26 protein-coding genes are annotated in these 24982 nt (G+C 68.7%); 12 read left to right on the forward strand and 14 right to left on the reverse strand.

Annotation, left to right across the window (positions count from 1 at the left end):
- Positions 1 to 20: 20 nt before the first annotated feature.
- The gene (gene tig, locus KBY70_RS10075; RefSeq protein WP_254988405.1) at positions 21 to 1466 is read right to left on the reverse strand and encodes a trigger factor; all 1446 of its coding nucleotides are present in this window, start codon (positions 1464 to 1466) and stop codon (positions 21 to 23) included.
- Positions 1467 to 1682: 216 nt separating this feature from the next.
- Between tig and KBY70_RS10080 the strand changes: the two genes are divergently transcribed.
- The 3 genes from KBY70_RS10080 (at position 1683) to KBY70_RS10090 (ending at position 5736) form a co-directional block, all read left to right on the forward strand.
- Positions 1683 to 2762, forward strand: a complete 1080-nt coding sequence (locus tag KBY70_RS10080; protein WP_254988406.1) for an aspartate-semialdehyde dehydrogenase — start codon at positions 1683 to 1685, stop codon at positions 2760 to 2762.
- Positions 2759 to 3664, forward strand: a complete 906-nt coding sequence (gene dapA / locus KBY70_RS10085; RefSeq protein WP_254988407.1) for a 4-hydroxy-tetrahydrodipicolinate synthase — start codon at positions 2759 to 2761, stop codon at positions 3662 to 3664. Before KBY70_RS10080 ends, dapA begins: the two co-directional genes overlap by 4 nt.
- A 62-nt stretch (positions 3665 to 3726) precedes the next feature.
- The gene (locus KBY70_RS10090) at positions 3727 to 5736 is read left to right on the forward strand and encodes a ribonuclease J (RefSeq protein WP_254988408.1); all 2010 of its coding nucleotides are present in this window, start codon (positions 3727 to 3729) and stop codon (positions 5734 to 5736) included.
- A 21-nt stretch (positions 5737 to 5757) separates the two neighbouring features.
- Here KBY70_RS10090 and KBY70_RS10095 read toward each other — a convergent pair whose 3' ends face one another.
- Together KBY70_RS10095 and tilS are read right to left on the reverse strand one after the other, a co-directional pair.
- Positions 5758 to 6375, reverse strand: coding sequence for a hypothetical protein (locus KBY70_RS10095; RefSeq protein ID WP_094559006.1), 618 nt, complete (start codon positions 6373 to 6375; stop codon positions 5758 to 5760).
- Entirely contained in the window at positions 6372 to 7424 is a 1053-nt protein-coding gene (gene tilS / locus KBY70_RS10100) for a tRNA lysidine(34) synthetase TilS (protein ID WP_254988409.1), read from the reverse strand. The genes KBY70_RS10095 and tilS overlap by 4 nt, the downstream gene beginning before the upstream one ends.
- Before the next feature lie 25 nt (positions 7425 to 7449).
- Between tilS and KBY70_RS10105 the strand changes: the two genes are divergently transcribed.
- Positions 7450 to 8235 carry a DUF561 domain-containing protein gene (locus tag KBY70_RS10105; RefSeq protein WP_254988410.1) on the forward strand — a complete coding sequence of 262 codons (786 nt, stop codon included), beginning with the start codon at positions 7450 to 7452 and terminating at the stop codon, positions 8233 to 8235.
- A 16-nt stretch (positions 8236 to 8251) separates the two neighbouring features.
- Positions 8252 to 10258 carry an excinuclease ABC subunit UvrB gene (gene uvrB / locus KBY70_RS10110; RefSeq protein ID WP_254988411.1) on the forward strand — a complete coding sequence of 669 codons (2007 nt, stop codon included), beginning with the start codon at positions 8252 to 8254 and terminating at the stop codon, positions 10256 to 10258.
- On the opposite strand, the gene KBY70_RS10115 is transcribed toward uvrB, so the two are convergent.
- From KBY70_RS10115 to KBY70_RS10125, 3 genes are all read right to left on the reverse strand, one after another.
- A complete protein-coding gene (locus tag KBY70_RS10115; protein ID WP_254988412.1) occupies positions 10255 to 12072 on the reverse strand; it encodes an aspartate kinase in 1818 nt (605 codons plus the stop codon). The two genes, uvrB and KBY70_RS10115, sit on opposite strands and share 4 nt — an antisense overlap.
- Positions 12073 to 12146: 74 nt before the next feature.
- Complete coding sequence (gene holA, locus KBY70_RS10120; protein ID WP_094559011.1) at positions 12147 to 13127, reverse strand: DNA polymerase III subunit delta; 981 nt, start codon at positions 13125 to 13127, stop codon at positions 12147 to 12149.
- 11 nt (positions 13128 to 13138) lie between these two features.
- Positions 13139 to 13900, reverse strand: a complete 762-nt coding sequence (locus tag KBY70_RS10125; protein ID WP_254988413.1) for a PIN domain-containing protein — start codon at positions 13898 to 13900, stop codon at positions 13139 to 13141.
- Positions 13901 to 14015: 115 nt separating this feature from the next.
- Here KBY70_RS10125 and KBY70_RS10130 point away from each other — a divergent pair, with 115 nt between their 5' ends.
- Complete coding sequence (locus KBY70_RS10130; protein ID WP_094559215.1) at positions 14016 to 14693, forward strand: precorrin-8X methylmutase; 678 nt, start codon at positions 14016 to 14018, stop codon at positions 14691 to 14693.
- On the opposite strand, the gene mutS is transcribed toward KBY70_RS10130, so the two are convergent.
- Positions 14651 to 17368, reverse strand: a complete 2718-nt coding sequence (gene mutS, locus KBY70_RS10135; protein ID WP_254988414.1) for a DNA mismatch repair protein MutS — start codon at positions 17366 to 17368, stop codon at positions 14651 to 14653. The genes KBY70_RS10130 and mutS overlap by 43 nt on opposite strands.
- 169 nt (positions 17369 to 17537) lie before the next feature.
- Here mutS and psbZ point away from each other — a divergent pair, with 169 nt between their 5' ends.
- On the forward strand, positions 17538 to 17726 hold the full coding sequence (gene psbZ, locus KBY70_RS10140) for a photosystem II reaction center protein PsbZ (protein WP_094559013.1): 189 nt from the start codon (positions 17538 to 17540) through the stop codon (positions 17724 to 17726).
- Between the two features lie 49 nt (positions 17727 to 17775).
- Complete coding sequence (ribH, locus tag KBY70_RS10145) at positions 17776 to 18255, forward strand: 6,7-dimethyl-8-ribityllumazine synthase (RefSeq protein ID WP_094559014.1); 480 nt, start codon at positions 17776 to 17778, stop codon at positions 18253 to 18255.
- A 126-nt stretch (positions 18256 to 18381) separates the two neighbouring features.
- Here the strand turns inward: ribH and KBY70_RS10150 are convergent, their stop codons facing one another.
- The 3 genes from KBY70_RS10150 to KBY70_RS10160 are packed head-to-tail and all read right to left on the reverse strand — an operon-like array spanning position 18382 to position 19552.
- Positions 18382 to 18873, reverse strand: a complete 492-nt coding sequence (locus KBY70_RS10150; protein WP_254988415.1) for a GNAT family N-acetyltransferase — start codon at positions 18871 to 18873, stop codon at positions 18382 to 18384.
- A 17-nt stretch (positions 18874 to 18890) separates the two neighbouring features.
- Positions 18891 to 19283: a type II toxin-antitoxin system VapC family toxin gene (locus tag KBY70_RS10155; RefSeq protein ID WP_254988416.1), complete on the reverse strand. Its 393-nt coding sequence runs from the start codon at positions 19281 to 19283 to the stop codon at positions 18891 to 18893.
- Positions 19283 to 19552: a type II toxin-antitoxin system VapB family antitoxin gene (locus tag KBY70_RS10160; RefSeq protein WP_094559017.1), complete on the reverse strand. Its 270-nt coding sequence runs from the start codon at positions 19550 to 19552 to the stop codon at positions 19283 to 19285. Before KBY70_RS10160 ends, KBY70_RS10155 begins: the two co-directional genes overlap by 1 nt.
- A gap of 87 nt (positions 19553 to 19639) precedes the next feature.
- Here KBY70_RS10160 and rfbA point away from each other — a divergent pair, with 87 nt between their 5' ends.
- A complete protein-coding gene (gene rfbA, locus KBY70_RS10165) occupies positions 19640 to 20524 on the forward strand; it encodes a glucose-1-phosphate thymidylyltransferase RfbA (RefSeq protein ID WP_254988441.1) in 885 nt (294 codons plus the stop codon).
- 5 nt (positions 20525 to 20529) lie between these two features.
- Positions 20530 to 21129 (forward strand): dTDP-4-dehydrorhamnose 3,5-epimerase, encoded by a 600-nt coding sequence (gene rfbC / locus KBY70_RS10170; RefSeq protein WP_254988417.1) that lies wholly within the window; start codon positions 20530 to 20532, stop codon positions 21127 to 21129.
- Positions 21130 to 21131: 2 nt separating this feature from the next.
- Here rfbC and KBY70_RS10175 read toward each other — a convergent pair whose 3' ends face one another.
- From KBY70_RS10175 to KBY70_RS10190, 4 genes are all read right to left on the reverse strand, one after another.
- Positions 21132 to 21572 (reverse strand): TA system VapC family ribonuclease toxin, encoded by a 441-nt coding sequence (locus tag KBY70_RS10175; RefSeq protein ID WP_254988418.1) that lies wholly within the window; start codon positions 21570 to 21572, stop codon positions 21132 to 21134.
- Positions 21569 to 21808: a hypothetical protein gene (locus KBY70_RS10180; protein WP_254988419.1), complete on the reverse strand. Its 240-nt coding sequence runs from the start codon at positions 21806 to 21808 to the stop codon at positions 21569 to 21571. Before KBY70_RS10180 ends, KBY70_RS10175 begins: the two co-directional genes overlap by 4 nt.
- Before the next feature lie 207 nt (positions 21809 to 22015).
- Entirely contained in the window at positions 22016 to 22366 is a 351-nt protein-coding gene (locus KBY70_RS10185; protein WP_254988420.1) for a PIN domain-containing protein, read from the reverse strand.
- Positions 22366 to 22599 carry an AbrB/MazE/SpoVT family DNA-binding domain-containing protein gene (locus KBY70_RS10190; RefSeq protein WP_254988421.1) on the reverse strand — a complete coding sequence of 78 codons (234 nt, stop codon included), beginning with the start codon at positions 22597 to 22599 and terminating at the stop codon, positions 22366 to 22368. Before KBY70_RS10190 ends, KBY70_RS10185 begins: the two co-directional genes overlap by 1 nt.
- A 104-nt stretch (positions 22600 to 22703) precedes the next feature.
- On the opposite strand from KBY70_RS10190, the gene rfbD reads away from it, so the two are divergent.
- Together rfbD and KBY70_RS10200 are read left to right on the forward strand one after the other, a co-directional pair.
- Positions 22704 to 23627, forward strand: coding sequence for a dTDP-4-dehydrorhamnose reductase (gene rfbD / locus KBY70_RS10195; RefSeq protein WP_254988422.1), 924 nt, complete (start codon positions 22704 to 22706; stop codon positions 23625 to 23627).
- A 26-nt stretch (positions 23628 to 23653) separates the two neighbouring features.
- On the forward strand, positions 23654 to 24973 hold the full coding sequence (locus KBY70_RS10200; RefSeq protein WP_254988423.1) for a sugar transferase: 1320 nt from the start codon (positions 23654 to 23656) through the stop codon (positions 24971 to 24973).
- Positions 24974 to 24982: the final 9 nt, after the last annotated feature.

Below are 24982 nucleotides of genomic sequence, written 5' to 3' on the forward strand. Positions count from 1 at the left end.
GACCCGGCACCGGGCCCGGATCAAGCGTCGGTGGTCGCGGCGGCCTTGCTTTCGGCCTTGGTTGCTTTCGCTTTGGCTTTCGCCTTGGGCTTGGCCTGATCACCGCTCATGGCAGCGTCTTGCTTCGCAGCGTCCTCGGGAGCTTTTTCGGTGATGGTGCTGTTGGCTTCCAGCCACTCCAGCAGCTTGTCGCGCAGCAGGTCGTCGGCCACGGCCAGGCGCAGCCGTTCGGGATCGATGTTGCCCTGCTGGCTGAGGCCGCGGCTGATCTCCTTCACCTTGGTTTCCAGCTCCTGGGCTTCCACCTCGATCTTTTCGGCGGTGGCCAGGGCCTTGAGGGCCAGGCTGCGGCGCAGACGCTCCTCGGCCTCGGGGCGGGAGGTGTCCATCAGGCTGCGCACCAGGTCGGGGGTGAACAGCTTTTTGACGTCCATCCCCTGCTGGGCGATCTGGCCGGCGGTCTGCTCCACCAGGTTGCGGATTTCCTGCTGCACCAGGGTTTCGGGCAGCTCCACCTCGAGCTCCTCCACCAGGGCGGCCAGCAGGGCGTCGTGACGGCTGGCCTTGGCCCGGCGCTCGGCGTCGTCCTTGAGCCGGGTTTCCAGATCGGCGCGCAGCTCCGCCAGGGTGGCTTTGTCGCTGGCCTGCTGGGCGAAGGCGTCGTCGAGGGCGGGCAGCTCCCGGCTTTTGAGGTCTTTGAGGCTGATCTCGAAGCGGGCCGCTCGACCGGCGGCGTCCTCCTGGGGGTAGCTCTCGGGGAACTGGCAGTCGATGGTTTTGCTGTCGCCCACCGCCATGCCGATCACGCCCTCAACGAAGCCCGGGATCATGCGGCCCTCCTCCAGCTCCACCTCCATGGCATCGCTGCTGCCGCCGCTGATCGCCTCGTTGGTGTCGGTGTAAACGCCGCTGAAGCTGAGCACCGCCACATCGCCGCTGGCGGCGGGGCGGCCCTCCACCGGCACCAGGGTGGCGAGCTGCTTGCGCGATTGCTCGATCAACTCGTCCACGCGGGCGGGGTCGTAGGCAATCGCTTCGGCCTCGGCCTTGAGCCCCTTGGTGGCCTTGAGGCTGGGGGTGGGCTCGACGTCGAGCTCCAGGGTGATCGTGAGCGCGCTGCCGGGTTCGAAGCGCTCCAGCACGGCCTCGAAGCCTTCGCTCAGCTCGGGCCGGCCGATGGCCGCCACCGGCTCCTGCTCCAGGGCGTCGCGGAAGGCGGCATCCACCAGGTCTTCCAGGGCGGTGGCCCTGATGCGTAGGGGGCCGATCTGCTGCAGCAACACTGGGCGGGGCACCTTGCCCTTGCGGAAGCCGGGCAGCTTGATGCTGCGGCTCAGCTTCTCCACGGCCGCGTCGTAGCTGGCCTGGCTGCGGCCGCCGGGGATGGCCACCTCCAGGGCCACGCGGCTGCCCGGGCGGGGGGTGGCCTTGACGGTCAGCGTGGCGGTGGCGGCGGCAGAGCTCATGGAAAACAGTTGCAGCCCTTCATCCTAGAAACTGACCGTTCCGAGCTCTGAACGCGTATTGTTCGATCGGCGCACGACGAAGGCGATAGCTTCCCAATCAGCAAGGTTTCGGTCTGGTTGCAGGCCTCTTCTTTGCGGCAGCTTCTTGCCCTCGGCACGGGTCCGTTTCAGCCCGCTCCGCTTCCGCCACCAGCTTTTGATTCCATTCCCGTTCCCTTGACCGCCGCCCAGACCGCCCCTTCCCCCACCCCCACTTCCCTTCCCAACCGACCCCTGCGGGTGGCGGTGTTGGGCGCCACTGGCGCGGTGGGCCAGGAGCTGCTGGAGCTGCTCGACGAGCGGCAGTTCCCCGTGGCGGAGCTGATCCCCTTGGCGTCGCCCCGCTCCGCGGGCCAGAGCCTGCGCTGGCGCGATCAGGCGCTCACGATTCAGCCCGTGGAGGCCTCGGCCTTTGACGGGGTGGATGTGGTGTTGGCTTCGGCCGGGGGTTCGGTGTCGCGCCAGTGGGCCCCGGTGGCGGCGAGCGCTGGTGCCGTGGTGATCGACAACTCCAGTGCCTTCCGTATGGATCCGGAGGTGCCGCTGGTGGTGCCCGAGGTGAATCCGGAGGCCGCCTTCGGCCATCGCGGCATCATTGCCAACCCCAACTGCACCACGATCCTGCTCACCCTGGCCCTGGCTCCCCTGGCGGCCAAGCGGGCGATCCGCCGGGTGGTGGTGAGCACTTACCAGAGCGCCAGCGGCGCCGGGGCCCGCGCCATGGAGGAGCTGCGCAACCTCAGCCGCACGGTGCTCGACGGGGGCGAACCGGTGAGTGAGGTGCTGCCCCATTCGCTTGCCTTCAACCTGTTTCTGCACAACTCGCCGCTGCAGCCCAACGGCTATTGCGAGGAGGAGCTCAAGATGGTCAACGAAACCCGCAAGATCATGGGCACGCCCGAGCTGCGGCTTTCGGCCACCTGTGTGCGGGTGCCGGTGCTGCGGGCCCACTCGGAAGCCGTCAACATCGAGTTTCACGAGCCCTTCCCGGTGGATGAGGCCCGCGCCCTGCTGGCGGTGGCGCCTGGCGTGGAGCTGCTGGAAAACTTCGAAGCCAACCGCTTCCCCATGCCCACCGACGTGACCGGCCGCGATCCGGTGGCCGTGGGCCGCATCCGCCAGGACCTCAGCGAGCCCAACGCCCTGGAGCTTTGGCTCTGCGGTGATCAGATCCGCAAGGGTGCGGCCCTCAATGCCATCCAGATCGCCGAACTGCTGATCCAGGGCCCGACAGCCACGCCAGGAGGTGCCGCTTGAGCCTCGCCCCGGGGTCGTCCGCGCCATTTGGGCGCGTGCTGACGGCGATGGTGACGCCGTTTGCCGCCGATGGTTCGGTGGATCTGGCGCTCACGGCCCGGTTGGCCGAGCACCTGGTGAGCCAGGGGTCCGATGGCTTGGTGGTGTGCGGCACCACCGGCGAGTCGCCCACCCTCAGCTGGGCTGAGCAGCATGCCTTGTTTGCGGCGGTGAAGGGTGCCGTGGGCGGCCGCGCCAAGCTGATTGCCGGCAGTGGCAGCAACTGCACCGCCGAGGCGGTGGAAGCCACCCGGGAGGCGGCGGCCCTCGGTGCCGACGGCGCCCTGGTGGTGGTGCCTTACTACAACAAGCCCCCCCAGGACGGCCTGGAGGCCCATTTCCGCGCCGTGGCCGCGGCAGCTCCTGAGCTGCCTCTGATGCTCTATAACATCCCGGGCCGCACCGGCACCAGCCTGGAGCCGGCCACCGTGGCCCGGCTGCTCGACTGCCCCAACGTGGTGAGCTTCAAGGCCGCCAGCGGCACCACCGAAGAGGTGAGTGCCCTGCGGGCCCTCTGCGGCGACCGCCTGGCCATCTACAGCGGCGACGACGCCCTCACCCTGCCGATGCTGGCGGTGGGGGCCGCGGGCGTGGTGAGTGTGGCCAGCCATCTGGCTGGGCCTCAGATCAGCGCCATGATCCGCGCCTTCCTCGCCGGCGATCTGGCCGAGGCCCTTGCCCTGCATGAGCAGCTGTTGCCCCTCTGCAAGGCGCTGTTCTGCACCACCAACCCCATCCCCGTCAAAGCCGCCCTGGAGCTCTGCGGCTGGCCGGTGGGTGCCCCCCGTCTTCCTTTGCTTTCTGCCACCGCCGACGTGCGACAACGCCTCTCTGAAACCCTGGCCGCCCTGCGTCCTACCTGACGCCAAGGCTTGAGACCAGTTCTAGTCCGATTGTTTCCATTCCCTAAATCGTTTTTGTTTGTATGACCCATTCCAACGGCGCCAACCCATCCGGTATCAAGAAGCCGGCCCTGCGTGTGATTCCCCTCGGCGGCCTGCATGAGATCGGCAAGAACACCTGCGTGTTCGAGTACGGCGACGACATCATGCTGGTGGATGCCGGCCTGGCCTTCCCCAGCGATGGCATGCACGGCGTCAACGTGGTGATGCCGGACACCAGTTATCTGAAGGAAAACCAGAAGCGCATCCGCGGCATGATCGTGACCCACGGTCACGAAGATCACATCGGTGGCATTGCCCACCACCTCAAGAACTTCACCATCCCCGTGATCCATGGGCCGCGCCTGGCGCTGGCCATGCTCACCGGCAAGATGGAAGAGGCCGGTGTGATGGACCGCACCATTCTCCAAACCGTCGCCCCGCGCGATGTGGTGAAGGTGGGCCAGCACTTCTCGGTGGAGTTCATCCGCAACACCCACTCGATGGCCGACAGCTTCTCGCTGGCCATCACCAGCCCCGTGGGCACGGTGATCTTCACCGGCGACTTCAAGTTTGACCACACGCCGGTGGATGGCGAAACCTTCGACATGGCCCGCCTGGCCCACTACGGCGACCAAGGCGTGCTCTGCCTGTTCAGCGATTCCACCAATGCTGAGGTGCCGGGCTTCTGCCCTCCCGAGCGCTCGGTGTTCCCAGCGCTGGATCGTCACATCGCCCAGGCCGAAGGCCGGGTGATCATCACCACCTTCGCCAGCTCGATTCACCGGGTGTCGATGATCCTGGAGCTGGCCCTCAAGAACGGCCGCAAGGTGGGATTGCTGGGCCGCTCCATGCTCAACGTGATCGCCAAGGCGCGTGAGTTGGGCTACATGCGCGCCCCCGATGATCTGTTTGTGCCGATCAAGCAGATCCGTGATCTGCCCGACCGCGAAACCCTGCTGCTGATGACCGGTAGCCAGGGTGAGCCGCTCGCCGCCCTGAGCCGCATCTCCCGTGGTGAGCATCCCCAGGTGCAGGTGAAGAGCTCCGACACGATCATCTTCTCGGCCAGCCCGATCCCCGGCAACACCATCTCGGTGGTGAACACCATCGACCGGCTGATGATGCTCGGTGCCAAGGTGGTGTACGGCAAGGGCGAAGGCATTCACGTGTCTGGCCACGGCTTCCAGGAAGACCAGAAGCTGATGCTGGCCCTCACCAAGCCCAAATACTTCGTGCCGGTGCACGGTGAGCACCGCATGTTGGTGGCCCACAGCAAAACCGCCCAATCGATGGGCGTGCCCGCCGACAACATCCTGATCATCGACAACGGTGATGTGGTGCAGCTCAGCCCCGATTCGATCAGCAAGGGCGATCCGGTGAAGGCCGGCATCGAGCTGCTCGATGCCTCCCGCAACGGCATCGTCGATGCCCGGGTGCTGAAGGAGCGCCAGCAGTTGGCGGAAGACGGCGTGATCACCCTGCTGGCCGTGATCAGCACCGATGGGGTGATGGCCGCGCCGCCGCGGGTGAACATCCGCGGTGTGGTGACCACGGCCGACGCCCGCAAGCTCTCGATGTGGGCCGAGCGGGAAATCGGCTGGGTGCTGGAGAACCGCTGGAACCAGCTCTGCCGCAACACCGGCGGCAAGGCTCCCGACGTGGATTGGGTGGGCGTGCAGCGCGAGGTGGAGGTGGGCCTGCAGCGCCGCCTGCGCCGGGAGCTGCAGGTGGAGCCCCTGATCATCTGCCTAGTGCAGCCCGCTCCCGCCGGCACGCCGGCCTATAAGGGCCGCGTCGACGCCGAGCCCGATAGCCGTCCAGCTCCCCGGGGTCGGGGCGGCCGTGATGGCGGTCGTGATGGAGGCGGCCGTGGCCGCGACGGTGCAGTTCCGGCACCCCAGCGTCAGCTTGCTGCCGTTGGCGCCCCTGCCCCCGCAGCTGCCGCCGCGTCTGCCCCAGCTGTGGCTGTGAAAACACCGGCACCAGCCGAACTCGAGCCCGAACACTCCGGCCGCACCCGCCGCCGCGGCTCCGCCGCCGCCGTGGGCTGAGGCCCCGGTTCAGGCGGGGTCTCAGCGGATCACCACCCGCAACAGCCCCTTGGAGAGCTCGGCTGTCTCCTCGGGGCTCAGGTGGTTGATGGGCTCGATCGGCAGCTCCTGAATGGCAGCCGGCAGCTCTTGGCTGACGGCCACTTCGATCAGCTCGGGTTCGTCGATCACCTCCACTGCCAGCTGCGGCAGCTCCACCGCGAGCTCGGGCAGCGTTGATGGGGCTGCCGGATCAACGCCACCCAGTTGCTCCATCCAGGGCATGGCAGGCAGGGCGACGGGCCTCGCTTCTGCTGGGGCCGGCTCGGGTGTCGGCGGTGGGGTCACCGTTTGGCTACTGCACTGCTGGAGTCCCAGGGCGGCGATCTCCACAAGCACCGGCTCCTGGGTGGCGGCCTGCACCCGGCTGTAGAAGCCGGATGCCGTAACGGCGTCTTGGTAGCCATACAGGTAGGTGTGACCGAGCAGCAGCTGCAGGCGCTGGCGCAGGGGATGGCCGGGGTCGTCGGGTAGCTCCAGCAGCAGTTCTTCGCTCCGCCGGGCCACGTCGTCCCACCGGCGTTCGCTGTACACCCGCTCAATCGCCTCGTAGCGCTGCTGCAGAGGGTCTGGTGTGGCGGCCATGGAGGCGGCGGTCATGGCGGCGGCTGTGGGGCAGGAGGGTCGAGCCACAGTGTGAAGCGATCCCAGCGCAGCTGCCAACCCGCGCCCAGATGGGCGCCGCCTGGAGCCTGGCCGGATTGCAGCCGCTGCCGCAGGTCCTCCAGCGGGCGGGCCGCCAGCACCTGCCCGGTGTGGCGCTCGAGCCAGCGGTGCAGCAGCTGGCGCTGGTTGGCGGGCGCCAGGGCCACCAGCAGCCGGCGTTGCAGGGCTGGCGTGGCTTGCGAGGCGCTGGCGCTGTCGAGGGCTTGCAGGGCCAGGTCCACCAGTTCGCCGCCGCAGTCCACCTCGTCCATCAGCCGCTCGGCCTGGGCGCTGATGCGCACTGCGGCGCCGGGATGCAGGGCTTCCAGCACGGGCAGCACCTCGGCTCGGATGCGGTTGCGGCTGTAGCGGCGGTCGTTGTTGCACGGGTCGTGCAACAAGGGCAGATCCAGTTGCCCGCAGAGGCGGCCCGTGTCGGCGCGGGAGAAGGGCAGCAGGGGCCGGGCCAGCAGCAGCGGGCTCGGGCCGGAGGTGAGGGGGCGCAGGCTGCGCAGGCTGGCCAGGCCGCGGCGGTGGCTGCCGCGGGCCAGGTGCAGCAGCAGGGTTTCGGCCCGGTCGCTGGCGGTGTGGGCCGTCACCACGTGGCTGGCCCCCAGCTCCCGGGCTCGGGCCTCCAGCTGGCCGTAGCGCCAGGCGCGGGCGCCCTCTTCACTGGGCTGCGCTGTGGCGTTGGGCGACGCGGGCGGCTGCTCCCAGCGATCGATGTGGAGGGTCAGCCCCTGGGCGGCGGTCCAGGCGGCTAGCTCCGCGGCCTGGCGGCCGGATTCGGGGCGCCAGCGGTGATCGCCGTGCCACAGCAGCAAGCGCCAGTGGTGCAGCCGCTGCAGGTCGTGCAGCAGGGCCAGCATCGCCATGGAATCCTGGCCTCCGGACACCGCCAGCAGCAGCGTGGCCCCTTCCGGCAGCAGCTGCGGGTGGCGCAGCAGGTGGCGGTGCAGGCGCAGGTGGTCGGGGCTCCAGCGTGGCCCGGATGGGAGAATCACCCCACTATTTCAATGGTTGTGTCCCATGGTTGCGAAGTCGCGTCTCGATCAGCTGCCCAGCGCGCTGCAGGCCGCGTTGGCCGAGCGTCGCCTGCTCAAGGTGATCGCCGGCCTCACCAACTTCGATGTTGCCGCCGTGGAGCGCATCAGCCAGGCGGCCGGCCAGGGCGGCGCCGATCTGATCGATGTGGCCTGTGATCCGGCGCTGGTGCGCCGCGCCGCCGAAGCCAGCCAGCTGCCGATCTGCGTCAGCGCCGTGGAGCCTGAGCTGTTCCCCGCCGCCGTGGCCGCCGGCGCCGCCATGGTGGAGATCGGCAACTACGACGCGTTCTACCCCCAGGGCCGGATCTTCGACGCCGCCGAGGTGCTGGAGCTCACCCGCCGCACCCGCGCGCTGCTGCCCCAGGTGGTGCTGAGCGTCACCGTGCCCCACGTGCTGCCCCTGGATCAGCAGGAGCAGCTGGCGGTGGATCTGGTGGCTGCCGGCGCCGACATCATTCAGACCGAGGGCGGCACCAGCGCCAAGCCCTTCAGCGCCGGCACCCTCGGCCTGATTGAGAAGGCAGCCCCCACCCTGGCGGCGGCCCATGCGATCAGCCGCGCCCTGGCGGCGGCCGGTTGTGAGGCTCCCGTGCTGTGCGCCTCCGGCCTGTCGGCTGTCACCCTGCCGCTGGCGATTGCCGCCGGCGCCGCCGGGGTGGGCGTGGGCTCGGCCGTCAACCGGCTGGAGGATCCGCTGGCGATGGTGGCGGTGGTGCGCGGCCTGCGGGAAGCCCTGGCGGCCTTGATCACCGCAACTCCAGTGGCCTGACCCCGACAATGGGGGCATGGTTCCGTTCCAACTCCACGCCCCCTACCAGCCCAAGGGTGACCAGCCCACCGCCATCGCTGGGCTGGTTCAGGGCGTTGATGGCGGCGAGCGCTACCAGACCCTGCTGGGGGCCACCGGTACGGGCAAGACGTTCACGATCGCCAATGTGATCGCCCAAACCGGGCGTCCGGCGCTGGTGCTAGCCCACAACAAGACCCTGGCGGCCCAGCTCTGCAACGAGTTGCGGGAGTTTTTCCCGAACAACGCCGTTGAGTACTTCATCAGCTACTACGACTACTACCAGCCGGAGGCGTATGTGCCTGTCTCCGACACCTACATCGCCAAAACAGCGTCGATCAACGAAGAGATCGACATGCTGCGCCACTCGGCGACGCGCTCGTTGTTTGAGCGCAAGGATGTGATCGTGGTGGCCTCGATCAGCTGCATCTACGGCCTGGGGATTCCCTCGGAATACCTCAAGGCGGCCGTGAAATTCCAGGTGGGCGAAACGCTCAATCTGCGCGGCTCGCTGCGGGAGCTGGTGAACAACCAGTATTCCCGCAATGACCTGGAGATCTCGCGCGGCCGTTTCCGGGTGCGGGGCGATGTGCTGGAGATCGGCCCGGCCTACGAAGACCGCCTTGTGCGGGTTGAGCTGTTTGGCGATGAGGTGGAGGCGATCCGCTACGTGGATCCCACCACCGGCGAGATCCTGCAGAGCCTGGAGAGCATCAACATCTATCCGGCCAAGCACTTCGTGACGCCCAAGGAGCGGCTGGCCGAGGCGATCCAGGCGATTCGCACCGAAATGCGGGAACGGTTGGATGTGCTCAACGGCCAGGGCCGGCTGCTGGAGGCCCAGCGGCTGGAGCAGCGCACCACCTACGACCTGGAGATGCTCGAGCAGGTGGGCTACTGCAACGGCGTTGAGAACTACGCCCGCCACCTGGCGCGGCGGGAAGCGGGCACGCCGCCGGAGTGCCTGATCGACTACTTCCCCGACGACTGGTTACTGGTGGTCGATGAGAGCCACGTCACCTGCTCCCAGCTGCAGGCCATGTACAACGGCGACCAGGCGCGCAAGCAGGTGCTGATCGAGCACGGCTTCCGCCTGCCCAGCGCCGCCGACAACCGGCCGCTCAAGGGTTCGGAGTTTTGGGAGAAGGCGAAGCAGACGATCTTTGTGAGCGCCACCCCCGGCAATTGGGAACTCGAGCAGAGCAGCGGCCAGGTGGTGGAGCAGGTGATCCGCCCCACCGGTGTGCTCGATCCGATCGTGGAGGTGCGCCCCACCGAGGGGCAGGTGGACGACCTGCTGGGCGAGATCCGGGTGCGGGCCGACAAGCAGGAGCGGGTGCTGGTGACGACGCTCACCAAGCGCATGGCTGAAGACCTCACCGACTACCTGGCCGAAAACGGCGTGCGGGTGCGCTACCTGCACTCGGAGATCCACTCGCTTGAGCGGATCGAGATCATTCAGGATTTGCGCAATGGTGAATACGACGTGCTGGTGGGCGTGAACCTGCTGCGCGAAGGCCTGGATCTGCCGGAGGTGTCGCTGGTGGCGATCCTCGATGCCGACAAGGAAGGCTTCCTGCGGGCTGAGCGCTCTTTGATTCAGACCATCGGCCGTGCGGCGCGCCACATCGAGGGGGTGGCGCTGCTCTACGCCGACAACCTCACCGATTCGATGGCCAAGGCCATCTCAGAAACGGAGCGTCGCCGTGCCATCCAGCACGCCTACAACGAGAAGCACGGCATCACGCCCAGCCCCGCTGGCAAGCGGGCGGGCAATTCGATATTGGCCTTCCTGGAGGTGTCGCGCCGGCTGAACGACGACCAACTGGAGCAGGCCACCGAGCAGGCCGAGCACAACGAGGTGCCCCTCGATGCCCTGCCGGAGCTGATTCAGCAGCTCGAAGACAAGATGAAGACCGCCGCCAAGAGCCTGGAGTTTGAGGAGGCCGCCAACCTGCGCGACAAGATCAAGACCCTGCGCCAGAAGCTGGTGGGCAAGGCCTAAACGGCGGCTTCGGTGCCTTCGGCCCGGTGGCTGATCGCGCCACCCAGGCCAAAGGCGGCGTGCACGGCCTGCAGGGCCCGCACGCCGTCGGCTTCGGCCACCACGCAGCTGGTGCGGATTTCGCTGGTGGCGATCAGCTCGATGTTGATGCCGGCATCGGCCAGGCAGCGGAACATGCGGGCGGCGGTGCCGGGGGTGCAGGGCATGCCGGCACCGACGGCGCTGACGCGGGCGATGGCGGGCCCCTGCTCGAAGTGGGCGCCAGGCCACTGGCGCAGCAGGGGGGCCAGGGTCTGCTCGGCCCGGGCCAGATCGTCGCGCTTGAGCACGAAGCTCATGTCCCTGCTAGGGCCGTCATGGGTGCGCTCCGATTGGACGATCGCGTCGAGGCTGATGCCGGCATCGGCCAGGGTGCGGCACACGGCTGCGGCGGTGCCGGGGCGGTCGGGCAGGCGCTGCACCGCCACCTGGGCCTGGTCGTGGTCGAGGGCGACGCCGCGCACGGCGGGGTCCCCCAGGTGGCAGGGCTCGGGATCGCGGCGCAGGTGCTGCTCCGGCAGCTCGAAGGCCTCGGCGGCAGCCCGCAGGGCCTTGGCGGCCTGGTGCCCCGCCACCAGCACGCTCACCTTCACCTCGCTGGTGGCGATCAGGCGCAGGTTGATGCCGGCGCGGGCCAGGGTGTCAAACAGGCGGGCGGCGACGCCCGGCCGGCCCATGATGCCGGCGCCGGAAATGCTCAGCTTGGCCAGGCCGGCTTCGGCGCTGAGCTGGGCGCCGCCATCGCCAAGCGCCGCCCCCATCCCGGCCAGCACCTCGCGGCACACCAGCTGGGCCCGGTCGCTCTCGGCGGCCGCCAGGGTGAAGGCGATGTCGTTGGAAGCCCCTTCGTGGGTGGCCTGCACGATCAGGTCGACGTTGAGGCCGGCCGCGCCCAGGGCTTCGAACAGCTGGGCAGCCACCCCGGGCCGGTCGGGCACATGGGAGAGGGCCAGAACGGCCTGGTCGGTGTCGAGCTCGGCGCCATCCACCGGCTTGCCCAGCTCCAGCCCCTCGTGGCCAATCGGCCGGGCTGTGCCGCTGGTAAGCAGGGTGCCGGGCTCCTCGTTCCAGCTGGAGCGCACCACCAGGGGCACGCCGTAGTTGCGGGCGATCTCCACCGCCCGCGGATGCAACACGGACGCTCCCAGGCTGGCCAGCTCGAGCATCTCGTCGCAGGTGACGGTGGCCATCAGCTGTGCATCGGCCACCTTGCGGGGGTCGGTGGTGAGCACACCGGGCACATCGGTGTAGATCTCGCAGGCGTCGGCCCCGAGCGCTGCGGCCAGGGCCACCGCCGAGGTGTCGGAGCCGCCGCGGCCCAGGGTGGTGATCTCGGGGGTGCCGCCGGCGCCGCTGCTGGTGCCCTGGAAGCCCGCCACCACCACCACCTGGCCTTCGGCCAGCAGGCGCTGCAGCCGTTCGGTGCGGATCTCGAGGATGCGGGCACGGCCGTGGGCCGACTCGGTGACGATCCCCGCCTGGGTGCCGGTCATCGACACCGCTGGCACGCCCTCGGCATGGAGCGCCATCGAGAGCAGGGCGATCGACACCTGCTCGCCCGTGGCCAGCAGCATGTCCATCTCCCGCTGGGGCGGATGGGCGCTGATCGCCCGGGCCAGGCCCGTGAGCTGGTCGGTGGTGTGGCCCATCGCCGACACCACGATCACCAGCTCATGGCCGTCTTCGCGGCAGCGGGCGACGCGGCGGGCCACCGCCTGGATCCGCTCCACATCGGCCACCGAGGTGCCACCAAATTTCTGAACCAGCAGGGCCATGGCGGGGGCGACGGTGGTGGGGGTCTGGGACAGAAGGGTTGATTATCCGTCCTGGTCTGTGGTGGGGGTTGGGCTTAGGAGCTGAGCAGGAAACCGTCGCGAAAGGCGTCGCCGGCTTCGGTGCCGCGTTTGAGGGCGGCTTCGACATCGAGGAGCTGGCTGAGCAGGCGCAGGAAGACGGCGGGCTGGCGGCCGCGGATCTGTTTGCGCATCACGTAGATGCGTTTGGGGTTGCCAATGCCGGCGGCCTTGGCGATCACGGCCACGTCCTGCTCGCCGGCCCGCTCCAGCAGCGTCACCCAGAGCCAGCCGCGGATCTGACTGGTGAGGGCGGCCACGATGCGCAGGGCCGGTTCGTTGGCCTCCAGCAGGGCATCCAGCCGGGCGATGGCCTCGGCCGGCTGGCCCGCCAGCAGCGCATCGCCCACCGCCAGGGCGCTGGTGCTCTGGCCGCCCACCAGGGCCTGCACGGCGGCCAGAGAGATCGGCGCGCCCGGTGTCGCGTAAAGGCTCAGCTTTTCGAGCTCACTGGCCAGGCGGGCGCTGTCGCTGCCCACGGCGTCGGCCAGGGCTTCGGCTGCGGCCGGCTCCAGCTTCAGCCCCAGCTCCTGGGCGGTGCGGCTCACCAGCTCCACCTGGCCGGCGCCGTCCCAGATGGCCGGCAGGGCAAAGCTCTGCTCGCTGGCCTCGCCGGCCTTCACCAGCTTCTGCAGGGCCTTGGTGGTGCGCAGGCGGGCGTCGGGTTTGCCGGGGCTGACCAGCAGCAGGTGGCAGCTGTCGGCCACCTGGGCCAGGGCCGCCTCAAAGCCTTCCGCCAGCTCGGCCGGGCACTGGCTGCAGAACGGGCTGCGCTGCAGCAGCACCACCCGGGCCCCGGCGCCGAAGGGGGGCGTGCGGGCTTCCTCCAGCGCCTGGGCCGCCTGGGCGCTGTCGTTGCCATCGAGGCGGCTCAGGTTGAGGCTGGCCCAGCTGGGATCGAGCTGCTCCTGCACCAGCGCCTCCACGGCACGGTTGCGGGCCGCCTCGTCGTCGCCCCAGAACAGGTGAATGGGCATGGGGTGGGGGCTCAGAGGCGCAGGGCGCTGAGCACGGGGTGCTGGCCAGTTTGGGCCAGGGCGGGATGGTCGGTGACCAGCACCGTCGCATCGGTGTGGATGGCGGTGGCCAGTTCGATGGCGGCGCTGTCATCGAGCTGGGGCTCCTGGCGGCGCAAGCGCACGGCCGCTGCTGCAATGGCCGCATCGGCGGGCACCAGCTGCCAGTGCTGGGGGTTGTCGAACGCCTTGGCGTAGCGCTGGGCCAGGGCCTCGTCGCCTTGGGCCAGGGGCCCCTCGAGCACCCGGATCAGGCTCACGGCGCTCACGACCCCGATCCAGTAGCCCGCGGCGATGCCCTGCATCAGGGGTTGGAGATGCTTGCCGGCGTTCTTGGCATCTGCCAGGAACGCCACCAGGGCCGTGCCATCGAGGGCGATTCGCGAGCCCTGGGCCAGCAGCCGCGGATTGAAGGTGCGTTGCCCTGGAGCCTGAGGGCCGAGGTTTTGAACCGGCTGAACGAAGGCCGGTGGCGGTGGCGCCGGCCGCGCCGGGTGGCGCTGGTTGGGGTCCCAGCAGCCGCGGCCGCTGCCCTGCAGGGCCATCAGGCTCTGCACCTGCTGCTGGCGCCTGCGGGGATCGGTGGGTGCTCGCCCCGCCAGCGGCACCAGGGCGGCCATGGGGGTGCGATGCCGCTGGATGACGAAGCGCTCGCCGGCGGCGGCCCGCTCCAGCAGTTCCGGGAGCCGGCGGCGAGCCTCCTCCACGCCCAGGGTTGTGTCGGGGTTGGTCACGGTGCTGCGGCGGGGTCGCCGCCGGGTGTGTGCCTAATTCTGTACAGGCTGTACAGAATTTAGGAGCGCTCGCGCCCACAGGGCACAACCTGGGCTGAGTTTGCTGCCGTTGTTCATGCCCTCAGAAGGCGAGCAGGCGTTTGAGCAGGCCTTTGATCACCCGATCTTTCGCGAGAGCCTGCGGCTGATTTGGGAGCTGCCGGGGGTGGCGGCGGCCCTGGCTCCACTGACGCCCTTGCAGCAGGACGTGCTGTTGCGGCTGATCCACAGCAGCGGCGATCCGAGCCTGGTGGCCGAGCTGCGTTGGTCGCTGGGGGCTTGTGAGGCGGGGCTAGCAGCCTTGGCCGCCGGGGCGCCGATCCTTACCGACACGGCGATGGCGGCGGCGGCGGTGGCGCCAATGGCGCGGCGCACCTTCGGCCATCCGGTGCGCAGCGTGCTCGATTGGGCGCCGGATCAGGCGCCGGCGGGCTCCACGCGCACAGCGGCGGGCATGGCCGCGGCCCTGGCGGAGCTGCAGCAGCCCGCGGTGGTGCTGATCGGCAGCGCGCCCACAGCCCTGGAGGTGTTGCTGGCACAGGGTGCAAAGCCGGCCCTGGTGATCGGCATGCCGGTGGGGTTTGTGGGGGTGGCGGAGAGCAAGCGTCACCTGGCTGCGAGTGGCCTGGCCCACATCCGGCTCGAGGGCTCCAAGGGCGGAGCCGGACTGGTGGCCGCGGCCTGCAACGCCCTGCTGCGGGCGGCCTGGCTTCAGGCGGCGAGCGCACCGTCTGCCCCGCCGGCTTCCTGCTGACCCACGCGTACGACGCTGTTGGCTTCGATGCGGCCCAGCACCTGGCGGGCGCGCAGCACCACCGCGGCGGGCACACCGGCCAGGCGGGCGGCCTCGATGCCGTAGCTGCGGCTGGCGCCGCCGGGGGCCACCTGGTGCAGGAACAGCAGGGCGTCGCCGGTTTCCCGCACCAGCACCTGCGCGTTGGCGACGTTGGGCAGCAGCTCCGCCAGCGCGTTGAGCTCGTGGTAATGGGTGGCGAAGATGCTGCGGGCGCCGAGGCCGCCGCGCTCGGGCGGGGTGGCCAGGTGTTCGGCCACGGCCCAGGCGATCGAGAGACCGTCGAAGGTGGCGGTGCCGCGGCCGATCTCGTCGAGCAGCACCAGCGAGCGTGGCGTGGCGTGGTGAAGGATGTTGGCGGTTTCGGCCATCTCCACCATGAAGGTGGACTGGCCGGCCGCCAGGTCGTCGCCGGCGCCGACGCGGGTGAAGATGCGGTCGGCGATGCCGAGGCGGGCCGATTTGGCGGGGATCCAGCTGCCCATCTGGGCCATCAGCTGCAGCAGGCCGGTCTGGCGCAGGTAGCAGCTTTTGCCGCTGGCGTTGGGGCCGGTGAGGATGATGAGGTCGGGGGTGGCCCCAAGGCGGATGCTGTTGGCGGTGAAGGGCTCCTCCACCAGCAACTGCTCCACCACCGGGTGGCGGCCGGCCTCGATGGTCAGCAGGCGGGCTTCGGGGCCGCTGGGGTCGGTGATCTCGGGGCAGCAGTAGCCGCTGGTGGCGGCCACCTCCGCCAGCGATGCGATCGCATCGAGCTCGGCCACCAGCCGGGCGGCGTGGCGGATGGCGGCGGCCTGCTCGCCCACCTGGGCCCGCAGGGCGCAGAACAGCTCGTATTCGCGCTGGGCGGCGCGGGCCTTGAGCTGCTGGATGGCGCCCTCGCGGTGGCGCAGGGCCGGGGTGACGAAGCGCTCCTCGTTGGCCAGGGTTTGGCGGCGGATCCAGTGCTGGGGTACCGCTGCCGCCTTGGCCTTGGACACCGCCAGGAAGTAGCCGAAGGTGCGGTGGTACTGGAGTTTGAGGGTGCTGACGCCGCTGAGCCGGCGCTCTTCGGCCTCCTGCTGGGTTAGCCAGGCGTCCTGGTCGTCGAGCTGGTTGCGCAGCTCGTCGAGGCTGGGGTCGACGCCGTCGTGGATCAGGCCGCCTTCAGTGAGCGATAGGGGTGGGGTGTCGAGCAGGGTGTGGCGCAGCGCGGCGGCCAGGGTGTCGAGCTCGGGCCAGGGGCGGGCCAGGGCCTGTAGCGGGGCGCTGGTGGCCTGGGCGAGCTGGGCCGCTAGCTGGGGCAGGCGCTCCAGACCATCGGCCAGGGCCACCAGATCACGGGCCGAGGCGCTGCCGGCGCCGGCTCGGCCGGCCAGGCGCTCCAGGTCGCCCATGGGGCGCAGCAGCCGGCGGATCGCCAGCCGCAGGCTGCGCTGCTCCACCAGCTCGCTGACGCCGCCCTGGCGCTCCAGGATCGCGGCGCGCTCCACCAGCGGTGCCAGCAGCCAGCGGCGCAGGCAGCGGCCGCCCATGGCGGTGTGGGTGCGATCCAGCGCCCACAGCAGGGAGCCCTGCAGCTGGCCGCCCAGCTGGGTTTTGGTGAGCTCCAGGTTGCGGCGGGTGGCGGCATCGAGCACCAGCTGGTCGCCGGCGTGCCAGGTGGTGGGGGGATCCAGGGGCACCTGCTGCTCCTGCAGGGTGCTGTCGAGGTAGGCCACCAGGCCGCCGGCCGCCCGCAGCGCCAGGGGCAGCTCGCCCAGCCCCAGGCCCGACAGGCTGGCCAGGCTGAAGCGTTGCTTGAGGGTGGTGCTGGCTTCCAGCGCTTCAAAGGGGGTGCGGGGCAGGGGCGTCAGTCGCAGGGCGTCGGGGCACCAGGCGGGGCTGGTGGCGTCTGAGCTGGCGGCTTCGGGGCGGCTGGCAGAGGGCCAGAGCACCTCGGCGGCTTCCACCTGCAGCAGCTCCTGGTGCAGGGCGTCGCTGCCGGCGCGCTCAGTGACCCGGAATTCGCCCGTGCTGACATCGGCCACCGCCAGACCCCAGCGGGCGGCTGAGCTGCCGGCGCCCTCCAGCACCACGGCGCACAGCCAGTTGTTGCGGCGGGCGGCCAGCAGGCCCTCCTCGAGCACGGTGCCGGGGGTGAGCACCCGGGTGATGCCGCGCTTGAGCAGCTCGCCCTTGGCGGGGGTGGTTTCGAGCTGGTCGCACAGGGCCACGCACAGGCCGCGGCGCACCAGTTCGCCGCAGTAGCGCTCGGCGGCATGGTGGGGGATGCCCGCCATCGGCACCCGGCCGATGCCCTTGCCGCCCTCCTTGCCGGTGAGGGTGAGCTCCAGCAGGCGCGAGAGGGTGATGGCGTCTTCGAAAAAGCACTCGAAGAAGTCGCCCAGGCGGTAGAGCAGCACCCGGTCGGGGTGGGCGCGCTTGAGCTCCACGTAGTGGCGCAGCATCGGTGTGAGCTGCTCCGGCTCCACCAGGCCGTGGTGGTGCCAGGCGGGCAGGTCGGTGTCGCTCTCTGGGGGGGCTGCCGGCGCAGCTTCTGGGGCCGGCTGGCGCTGGCGGGGCCGCGCTGAGCCTGTGGGGGGCTGCTCGGGCAGACCGAGGGCGGCGGCGAGCGAAAGCTGCTGGTCGGCTTCCGCGGCCACGGCGAGGGGCATGCACAGGAGGGCATTGATCGTAGGCGCGTTGGCCTGGTGGCTCACCCCACAACTTGTGAAGGATCGCCGGGGGGGCTCGGCTGGGGGCCGGCCCGTCGTGTGAGAATCCGCCCACTGACTTGATCAGGCTCAGTTCTGATCTGGCTCCGCGCCACTCGCCGCATCCGCCATGCAGATCCTCAACACCCTCACCGTTTTGGCCCTGGTGGTGCTGTCGTTTGCCCTGATCGTGGCGGTGCCGGTGCTGTACGCCAGCAGTGAGGATTCGGGCCGCTCCAATCGCCTGATCCTGCTCGGCGGCATCGCCTGGGTGGGCCTGGTGCTGCTCAACTGGGGCATGAGCTTCTTTGTGGTTTGAGGGTTTTCAGCCCCGCTGCGTAGCCTGAGGGCATTCGCACACCAACTCCGTGGCCAGCTTCGAAGGAACCTTCACCGGCGCCAGCGGCCTCAGAATCGCCATCGTGGTGGCGCGATTCAATGATCTGGTCACCGGCAAGCTGCTGAGCGGTTGCCTGGATTGTTTGGGCCGGCACGGGATTGATACCGCTGCCACCAGCTCCCAGCTCGACATCGCCTGGGTGCCCGGCAGCTTCGAGATTCCCTTGGTGGCCCAGCGCCTGGCGGCGAGCGGTCGCTACCAGGTGGTGATCACCCTGGGGGCTGTGATCCGCGGCGACACCCCCCACTTCGACGTGGTGGTGGCCGAGGTGAGCAAGGGCGTGGCCGCCGTGGGCCGCTCCACCGGCGTGCCGGTGATCTTCGGTGTGCTCACCACCGACACGATGCAGCAGGCCCTGGAGCGGGCCGGCATCAAGAGCAACCTGGGCTGGAATTACGGCCTGCAGGCGCTGGAAATGGGCAGCCTGATGGCGGCGCTGCCTGGCTGAGTGGGCTGCTGAGGTGACGGCGGCGCGGTGGATGCTGCGTTTGCGCGTGCTCCGGAATTCTGTACAGGCTGTACCGCTTTTGGCACAGTGCGCAGCGTTGCTCTCCGCGGCGTTGCTCTCCTCGGCTCAGGCGGAAGAGCCGCCATCGCGCTGGGGCGGGCTCGCTGCTTGTTTCACTAGCAGCACCTGGGGCTCCGCAGCGCGGAAGCCGAGCTGCTCGTAGAAGCCGGCGCTGTTGGTGGTCATCAGGTAGAGGCGCTCGACGCCGAGCAAGGCTGGAGTGGCCAGCAGGGCTTCGACCACCCGGCGGCCGAGGCCCTGGCCGTGCAGGTCGCCGGCCACCACCACATCCCAGAGCACGGCGCGGTAGATGCCATCGCTGCTGGCCCGGCCGAAGCCCACCAGGCGCTTGCCCTGCCATAGGCTCACCACCACGGTGCTGCCGGCCAACAGCCTGCGCAGCTGCGCCATGGTGCGCCCCTGGGCCCAGAAGGCGTGCTTGTTGAACAGGCGCTGCAACTTCCACAGGCCCCGGGTGGGTCGCAGGCCCGGGCCGAGGCCAAACCAGCGCAAGCCTGGGGCGCCCGGGGCGTGGATCAGGAACCGCAGTGCTGCCATCGCACCATCCTCAAGCTTCAAGCGATCACCGCTTGGATATCCGTGAGGCCAAAGTCGTTGCCCTTGAACAGCAGTGGTGCGGCGCAGAACTGTGCCAGGGCGTAGGAATAGCAATCACCCAGGTTCAAGCCTGCAGGGTGGCGGCCTTTGCCGAAGCGGCGGAAGGCCGAACGGGCGATCTGGGCTTGATCGGCGTTGAACGGCACGATTGCCACGTTCGCCGTGGCGAGGAACAGGTCGAGGTCGGTTTGGCCGTCGATGCCGAAGCGGGCCTCCACCACGATCGAGAGTTCCACCAGAGAAGCGGCGGACAGGCGCCGTTGATCGGCTGCGGCGATGGCGGCGTTGAAGGCAGCCCGCTCCGGCTCGTTTTGAAGGATCGCCAGCACGGCGGAAGGGTCGATCACCATCAGCCGGAAACGCCGATGGCGTTGTAGCCGAGGATCTCTTCAGGGCTGCGACTGTCGATCACGGGACGGCTGGCCGCACGCAGGGCAATCTCATTGAGGCGATCGGCGAGGCATTCACGCCCCTTGGACGCCTGTTGCCGTTGCTGTTTCAGGCGATCGAGCCTTTCGTGCAGCGACTGGATCACAGCAGCTGTTTTGGTTTCACCGGCGAGAGCCGCAACTTCGCCAGCCAGGCGATCGGCTTCGCTGTTGCGGATGTTCAGCGCCATGGCGGGCGGTGTGTAGCAACACTCCTCTGAGTGTAGACAGCCCTGGCTGAGCTGCCATGGCACCATTCTCCCAGCGGAGTGCGCCCTATGGCCCGCAAGGGCATCATCCTGGCCGGCGGCAGTGGCACCCGGCTGCATCCGATCACCCAGGCGGTGAGCAAGCAGCTGCTGCCGGTGTTTGACAAGCCGATGATCTATTACCCGCTCAGCACACTGATGCTGGCGGGGATTCGGGAGGTGCTGATCATCACCACGCCCCAGGATCAGCCGGCTTTTGAGCGGCTCCTGGGCGATGGCTCCCACTGGGGCATGACGATCGCCTACGCCGTGCAGCCCAGCCCCGATGGGCTGGCCCAGGCCTTTCTGATCGGTGCCGACTTCCTGGCCGGTGCGCCGGCGGCCCTGGTGCTGGGCGACAACCTGTTCCACGGCCACGACCTCAGCCCCCAGCTCCAGGGCTGCAACGGCGATCGGGCCGGGGCCACGGTGTTTGCCTATCCCGTGCGGGATCCCCAGCGCTACGGCGTGGTGGGTTTCGATGGCGACGGGCGGGTGACCAGCTTGGAGGAGAAGCCAGCCAAGCCGCGCTCGCGCTACGCCGTGACCGGCCTCTACTTCTACGACGACACCGTGGTGGAGCGGGCCCGCCGGGTGCAACCCTCGCCCCGGGGCGAGCTGGAGATCACCGACCTCAACCGGATGTACCTCGAGGATGGCCTGCTCAAGGTGGAGCTGATGGGCCGGGGCATGGCCTGGTTGGATACGGGCACCTGCGAGTCGCTGCATGAGGCCGGCAGCTACATCCGCACGCTGGAGCACCGCCAGGGCCTCAAGGTGGGCTGCCCCGAGGAGGTGGCCTGGCGGCTGGGCTGGATCAGCGCCAACCAGCTCGCCGCTCTGGCTGCCCCGCTGCGCAAGAGCGGCTACGGCGATTACCTCCTGCAACTGCTGGAGAGCCCCGATGCAAGCTGATCCCCATGCAAGCTGAGACCCTCACCACGGCCGCGGGCGTGTCCGTTGCGGGCCCGTTGTTGCTGACGCCGCGGGTCTTTGGCGACGGGCGCGGCTTTTTCTTCGAGAGTTGGAACCAGCAGCGCTTTGCCGAGCTGCTGGCGGCCCACGGCCAGCCGGTTGCAGCCTTCGTGCAAGACAACCATTCGCGCTCCAGCCGTGGCGTGTTGCGGGGTTTGCACAACCAGCTGCCGCCGCATCCCCAGGGAAAGCTGGTGCGCTGCGTGCTGGGGGAGATTTTTGATGTGGCGGTGGACATCCGCCGCAGTTCGCCCACGTTTGGCCAGTGGGTGGGTGTGGTGCTCAGCGCCGAAAACCATCAGCAGCTGTGGGTGCCGCCGGGGTTTGCCCACGGCTTCCTCACCCTGAGCGAGCAGGCTGAGGTGCTCTACAAAACCACCGACTTCTGGAGCCGCGATTGCGAGCGCGCCATCCGCTGGGACGACCCCGCGCTGGCGATCGCCTGGCCGCTTGAAGCCCTGGCTGGCGCCGAGCCCCAGCTGTCGGAGAAGGATGCCGCGGCGCCACTGCTGGCGGAGCTGTCAGCTACTGATCTGTTCAGCTGACGTCAGAGTGGCAGCCAGTGCAGGCCTTTGAAGCGTTCGAAATCGCGATCGAAGCTCACCAGCCGCCAGCCATTGGCGATCGCCAGGACGGCGAGATAGGCATCGGTGTGGAGCCGGGCCGGCAGCTCGGCGCTGGAGAGCAGGCTGTGAAAGAGCTCCCAGCCGTTGTGCTCGGGTGCTGCCATGGTCACACCAGGTTGGCGGCAGAACGCTTGCAGGAGAGCGGAGGCTTCCGCTGAAGGCAGCACCGCTGCGCCCATCAGTTTTGGTTGGCTTACCAGTCGGATCAGTCCCAGCGCTGTGACGGTGCAGAACAGCACCTCAGGTGAAGCCTGGTTCTCCCAGTAGTGCAGTGCCTGCCTGTGGTGTGGGTGATCCGTGGCGGCCAGAGCCAGCCATACGTTCAGGTCGGGGAGATCCGCCGGATCGGTTCGGGATGTCAAGCGTCGAGCAGTTCAAACAGCGTGGCGTTGCTGAGGTTGTGGCTGGGGATGCCGAGGGAGCTGTTCAGTTGGGGCAGGCTTTCTGCCGTGCGCTGCGTTGCTGCAGTGAGGGGAGTTGCGCTGAGGCCCTGTTCCACATAGCTGCGCAGCAGCTGTTTGAGCGTCACGTGCTCATGGGCTGCTCGGGCCTTCAGGCGTGCAAACAGGGGGTCGGGCAGCTCCAGGGTAGTGCGCATGGCCCAGGCTGTAGGTGTGCGCATTTTAGTGCGCATCAAATGTGGGTGGCTTGCCAGCTCTCCTGCTTCAGCCATGAAGCGATCGGCTTACCCCAATTGGAAGGAAACCTATTGCTTTGCAGGCTTCTACGGGATGTTGTACAGGCTGTACAGATTTCCCAACGCAACGCGGAACACCACAGCACGCATCACCGCAGCCCAGGAGGCTCACCCGAGCCATTCCTGAGAGAGCTCGGTAAAAGCGCGGAATTCAGGGTCTTTGTGCAGCAGCGTGGCGCCGATTTGCTGGGCGGCGGCAGCGATCCAGGCATCTGCCAGCGACAGGGAATGGCAGGCCTCAACCCACTGCAAGGGCAAAGCCTTGAGCTGCTCATAGGCCAGGCGGCCAGCGCGCTCATTTTCGTCCTTCCAAACGCGGTAGAGCACCTCCATGCGGCTCAGAAAACAGGCGTAGCAGTGCTGCGGTTGCTCGAGGGCTTGTTCCACCCGGTCGGCGCCGGGCTCGTCGTCGCGCAAGGTGAGCAGTGCTGAGGTGTCCAGCAGAATCAGCGTTGCCATCAGCGACCAGCGGTGCGGTCGGCCTCACGCTCAGCGATCAGGCGTTGGGTGGAGCCGCCGCCCTTGCCCGTGCCGCGAAAGGCCTTCACCGGCGATGGGTCAACGGGAAGCACCCGGATGGAGCCATCAGCTTCCACGATCCATTCCAGGCGTTTGGAAGGGCCCAGAGAAAAGCGATCACGGATGGCAGCCGGGATCACGGTTTGGCCGCGGCTGGTGATGGTGCTGCGCACGGCCGCCCCCAGGTGAATTACTAATCCTTAGATTAGGTCATTCACCTGGGGGCCATCCCAGCCCCGCTGTCCACAATGGCTGCGATGTTGCCCCAGCCCCAGCCATGAAGGTGCTGCTCACCGGAGCCGCTGGCCAGCTGGGCCGGGCGCTGATCGCTTCCAAGCCGCCCGAGGTGGAGCTGATCGCTACCAGCCGCGGTGGCGGAAACGGGGCGCTGGCTTTGGATCTGGCCCAGCCCGAGGCGTGCCGCGCGGCGGTGCTTGAGCACCGGCCCGATTGGGTGCTCAATGCCGGCGCTTACACCGCAGTCGACCAGGCGGAACGTGAGCCGGAATTGGCCCAGGCGGTGAACGCTGGCGCCCCGGTGGCCTTTGCCGAGGCTCTGGCGGCGCTGGATGGGGGCGCCGGTGGCGGCCGGCTGTTGCAGGTGAGCACTGATTTCGTGTTCAACGGCGAGCAGGGCAGCCCTTACCGGCCGGAGCAGCCGGTGGATCCCTTGGGCGTGTACGGCGCCTCCAAGGCGGCCGGCGAAGTGGCTGCGCTGGCGCTGCCGGGGGCACGGGTGCTGCGCACCAGCTGGGTGTATGGGCCAGTTGGGCGCAATTTCTGCCGCACCATGCTGCGTCTGCATCGTGAGCGGGCGGCATCGGGCCAGCCCCTCGGCGTGGTGGCCGACCAGGTGGGCTGCCCCACCAGCACCCTCACCTTGGCCGCGGCCTGCTGGCGCGCGATCAGCCAGCAAGCCGATGCCCCGCGGATCCTCCACTGGAGCGATGCGGGTGCGGCCAGCTGGTACGACTTCGCAGTGGCCATCGGCGAGTTGGGGGTGGCCGCGGGTCTGCTGGAGCGGGCGGCTGCGGTGATGCCGATCCCCACGGCCGACTTCCCCACGCCCGCACGGCGGCCTAGTTATTCGCTGCTGGACTGCCATGCCAGCCGCCAGGCGCTGAACCTCCTGCCGCTGCACTGGCGCGGGGCGTTGGCAGGGGTGATCGCCCGGTTGGGCGGCGAGGTCAGCCCCGTTTAAGGTCGATCCAGCCCGCGGATGGCCGTTTGTCCTGGCGTAATCCCCGCCGTAATTTATTTTTTTGTGCAGCCCTGGATCTGGTGGGGCTGCTGGGCTTTCTGGCGATGATCGCCGCCTTCAAATCCCTGCCTATAGACCCGCAGGTGGGCTGGGTGGCCTTCACGGCCTTGGCCTATCTGAGTTTGGGATGGCTGTTTGGCAGCTACACGGTGCTGCGCTGGCGACGTTTGCCATTGCAGGCCGTGATCCAGCGGGTGTTGATCACGGTTCTGGCCACGTTTGTGATGGTGGCGGTGGCGCGCCTGCTGGCCAATCAGCCTGAGCGGATTTGGTTCATGCATCGCAGTACCCAGGTGCAGTGGTTGCTGCCGTTGCTGCTCTGGTCGCTGCTGGCGCGTGGGTTGTTGCGGCGCGGTGTGTTGTTGCCGGAGCAGGCCCAGTGCCTGTTGGTTGGGGCAGATGCTGAGGTGCAGCCGGTGCTGGCGGCTTGGCGCCGCACGCCGCCCCGGCTGCCGCTGCGTTGGCTGGCGTTGGAGCAGGCCCTCCAGGCGAGCCCCCCCCTGGTGCTGGCCGTTGCGCCCTCGCTGCGCCAGGACTCTCGTCAGCGCCAGCTGCTGGCGCAGCTGGAAAGCCGCGATCCGCGCGAGTTCAGCCTCACCACCCCACTCACCTTGCTGGAGCGCCAGCTGGAGCGCCTACCCCCCGAGCTGGTGCCCGAGCCTTGGCTCAATTACGACGAATTGCCGTGGAACAACCTGTTCAGCCTGCAGCGTCAGCTCAAGCGGGTGGCTGATGTTGTGGTGGCCGCTGTGCTGCTTGTGCTCAGCAGTCCGTTGATGCTGTTGGCGACGGCTTTGATCTGGCTGGAAGACCGCGGGCCCGTGTTTTACGTGCAGCAACGCAGTGGTTGGCTGGGGCGCCGCTTTGTGGTGTTCAAGTTGCGCACCATGGGTGTGGCCCCGGCCGATGCGGCTCCGTGTTGGACCGTGCCCGGTGACCAACGCATCACCCGGGTGGGGCTTTGGTTGCGCCGGCTGCGGCTGGATGAGCTGCCGCAGCTCTTGCAAGTGCTGAGTGGGGACATGAGCTTGATCGGGCCGCGGCCTGAGCGGCCTGAGCTGGAGGAAGAGCTGGAGGCCCGCATCCCCCATTACCGCAAACGCCACTGGATGCGGCCCGGCCTGAGTGGTTGGGCCCAGGTGTGCGCGCCCTATGCGGCCAGCGTGGAGGACGTGGAGCTCAAGCTCTCCTACGACCTTTACTACCTCAAGCACTTCAGCACCTGGTTGGATTTGGTGATCCTGTTTCGCACGATCAAAACCGTGCTCAAGGGCGGGGGGCGTTGACGAGTGCCG

The sequence above is a fragment of the Cyanobium sp. ATX 6E8 genome (assembly GCF_024346335.1).
Classification (GTDB): domain Bacteria; phylum Cyanobacteriota; class Cyanobacteriia; order PCC-6307; family Cyanobiaceae; genus Cyanobium_A.

Excerpts from the sequence above, each read along its gene's own strand:
- tig (WP_254988405.1), bottom strand. The coding sequence starts at position 1,466 with ATGAGCTCTGCCGCCGCCACCGCCACGCTGACCGTCAAGGCCACCCCC.
- rfbA (WP_254988441.1), top strand. The coding sequence starts at position 19,640 with ATGGCCCGCAAGGGCATCATCCTGGCCGGCGGCAGTGGCACCCGGCTG.
- rfbC (WP_254988417.1), top strand. The coding sequence starts at position 20,530 with ATGCAAGCTGAGACCCTCACCACGGCCGCGGGCGTGTCCGTTGCGGGC.
- KBY70_RS10155 (WP_254988416.1), bottom strand. The coding sequence starts at position 19,283 with ATGGTGATCGACCCTTCCGCCGTGCTGGCGATCCTTCAAAACGAGCCG.
- uvrB (WP_254988411.1), top strand. The coding sequence starts at position 8,252 with ATGGTTCCGTTCCAACTCCACGCCCCCTACCAGCCCAAGGGTGACCAG.
- rfbD (WP_254988422.1), top strand. The coding sequence starts at position 22,704 with ATGAAGGTGCTGCTCACCGGAGCCGCTGGCCAGCTGGGCCGGGCGCTG.
- KBY70_RS10160 (WP_094559017.1), bottom strand. The coding sequence starts at position 19,552 with ATGGCGCTGAACATCCGCAACAGCGAAGCCGATCGCCTGGCTGGCGAA.
- KBY70_RS10090 (WP_254988408.1), top strand. The coding sequence starts at position 3,727 with ATGACCCATTCCAACGGCGCCAACCCATCCGGTATCAAGAAGCCGGCC.
- KBY70_RS10150 (WP_254988415.1), bottom strand. The coding sequence starts at position 18,873 with ATGGCAGCACTGCGGTTCCTGATCCACGCCCCGGGCGCCCCAGGCTTG.
- KBY70_RS10185 (WP_254988420.1), bottom strand. The coding sequence starts at position 22,366 with ATGGCAACGCTGATTCTGCTGGACACCTCAGCACTGCTCACCTTGCGC.
- KBY70_RS10095 (WP_094559006.1), bottom strand. The coding sequence starts at position 6,375 with ATGACCGCCGCCTCCATGGCCGCCACACCAGACCCTCTGCAGCAGCGC.
- psbZ (WP_094559013.1), top strand. The coding sequence starts at position 17,538 with ATGCAGATCCTCAACACCCTCACCGTTTTGGCCCTGGTGGTGCTGTCG.
- KBY70_RS10130 (WP_094559215.1), top strand. The coding sequence starts at position 14,016 with ATGCCCTCAGAAGGCGAGCAGGCGTTTGAGCAGGCCTTTGATCACCCG.
- mutS (WP_254988414.1), bottom strand. The coding sequence starts at position 17,368 with ATGCCCCTCGCCGTGGCCGCGGAAGCCGACCAGCAGCTTTCGCTCGCC.
- holA (WP_094559011.1), bottom strand. The coding sequence starts at position 13,127 with ATGCCCATTCACCTGTTCTGGGGCGACGACGAGGCGGCCCGCAACCGT.
- KBY70_RS10105 (WP_254988410.1), top strand. The coding sequence starts at position 7,450 with ATGGTTGCGAAGTCGCGTCTCGATCAGCTGCCCAGCGCGCTGCAGGCC.
- KBY70_RS10180 (WP_254988419.1), bottom strand. The coding sequence starts at position 21,808 with ATGCGCACTACCCTGGAGCTGCCCGACCCCCTGTTTGCACGCCTGAAG.
- KBY70_RS10115 (WP_254988412.1), bottom strand. The coding sequence starts at position 12,072 with ATGGCCCTGCTGGTTCAGAAATTTGGTGGCACCTCGGTGGCCGATGTG.